This window comes from Exiguobacterium sp. A1_3_1, assembly GCF_048985645.1.
GTDB lineage: Bacteria > Bacillota > Bacilli > Exiguobacteriales > Exiguobacteriaceae > Exiguobacterium_A > Exiguobacterium_A indicum.
The window spans coordinates 1-1,666 of sequence record NZ_WBYY01000291.1; the positions used below are offsets into that span (position 1 = coordinate 1).

Genomic DNA, 1,666 nt, shown 5'->3' on the forward strand with positions numbered 1-1,666 from the left:
GTGGGCTCGGAGATGTGTATAAGAGACAGATACTGCTCTCCTAAGAACCAGCTAACTACAAGTAAAAGAGCTGATATATATACCTTAATGTTTTCTTTCTGCTTCCAAAAAGGTTCTCGTTCTACCCTTTGTTCTTTTTCATCTCGAATTTTTAAATTTTCAAATGCTCCTGCTTTTTCTAATTCTTCAATGGTTGTCGTCCCTTTAACATAAACTTTAGATGCTCCGAAATTTACTTTCGCATCCTGAACACCGGAAAGTTCTTTAACATTATTTTCAAAAATGGCTGCACAGTTAGTACAAGTAAATCCTTGAACACGATAGGCTTTCATTTCTTCTTCAGACAGTTTTGCTTTCCCACTAGACATTGATCTTCACCTCTTTCTTATGTGCCAATGCAATTATCATAATTTGTCTGATATGCTCATCATCTAATGAATAAAATGCAAGTTTTCCCTCTTTTCGAAACTTAACAATCCCTTGCTTATGGAGCGTTCGCAGGTGATGAGAGGCATTTGCAACCGTAACACCTATAATATTTGCTATATCACACACACACAGTTCGTCATCTTGACATAAAGCATAGGTAATTTTTGCTCTATTTTCATCTGCAATAGCTTTTAACATTTGGGCAACACTAGAAATATCTACTGTCTGTAAATTACCTTGTATTCGATTGACCTTTTCTTCGTCATAACAATAAATTTCACAAGTATCTTTCTTAATCACATTCTCACCCCAATATCATTCAAGTGTTTATTTGAATATAGCATAACCATTTTTAATAATTCATTCAAGTGTTTTTTTGAATGAGTAAAAAATTCATAAAAAAAGAATTGGAGTACCCAATTCTAATAACAAAATAACCAAACTGCATAAGACTTTAAGTACATAACATTATCTGGCCAATTAATGGAATAGGACTGAACTATTTGTTCTCTTCCGATAGCTTTCTATATAATGAAGCCCTAGACACATTTGTAATTTCACAAATTTGATTTACAGTCATATTTCCTTCTTTATATAGCTTTACTGCATAATTCATTCCCGCATGATTTTTATGATATTTCTTTATCCGACCTTTAAACTTTCCTTCTTTCTTAGCCAGCTCAATCCCTTCACGTTGACGCATACGGATAAGATCTCTCTCTAACTGGTTAACACCAGCCATTACTGTAATTAAGAATTGGCTGTATGGATTATCCTCTGATAAATCTAGCCATGTATCCTTGAGTGATTTTAAGCTGGCTTTTTTCCTTCGTATGTAATCGATCAATTCAAATAAATCTTGTGTACTACGAGTAATTCGAGTTAAATCTGTAACATAAATGGTGTCACCATCTTGTAAGTCCTCTAACATTTTTTGAAGTTGCTCACGTTCCTTCGTTGCCCCAGAAACTTTTTCTTCGTATATAATATCCATTCCGAATTCGCTTAGCTGCTGAAATTGTCTTGAAGGGTTTTGACTAGTTGAACTGACACGTACATAACCAATTTTCCGCAAAATATCACCTCACTTTTGAGACAAGTCTTATGAGACGCTAGATCACAGCAATCCACTTCAAAATAAATGACTTGATGAAGTCACTTCAGATCATAGAAAAACCCTCATTTCGACGTCGAAATGAGGGTTTTTCTATGATCTGAAAAGATGCTGTCTTAGGAC

The 1,666-nt window shown here is 34.5% G+C and carries 3 protein-coding genes; all 3 read right to left on the minus strand.

What is annotated here, in order from left to right:
• Window positions 1–368, minus strand: a 368-nt coding sequence (locus tag F8N00_RS17830; RefSeq protein ID WP_421018727.1) for a heavy-metal-associated domain-containing protein, incomplete at its 3' end; no start/stop codon positions are given.
• Window positions 361–729 carry an ArsR/SmtB family transcription factor gene (locus F8N00_RS17835; protein WP_053451892.1) on the minus strand — a complete coding sequence of 123 codons (369 nt, stop codon included), beginning with the start codon at window positions 727–729 and terminating at the stop codon, window positions 361–363. The genes F8N00_RS17835 and F8N00_RS17830, both read right to left, overlap by 8 nt.
• 199 nt (window positions 730–928) lie before the next feature.
• Entirely contained in the window at window positions 929–1,504 is a 576-nt protein-coding gene (locus tag F8N00_RS17840; protein ID WP_017474137.1) for a recombinase family protein, read from the minus strand.
• Window positions 1,505–1,666: the final 162 nt, after the last annotated feature.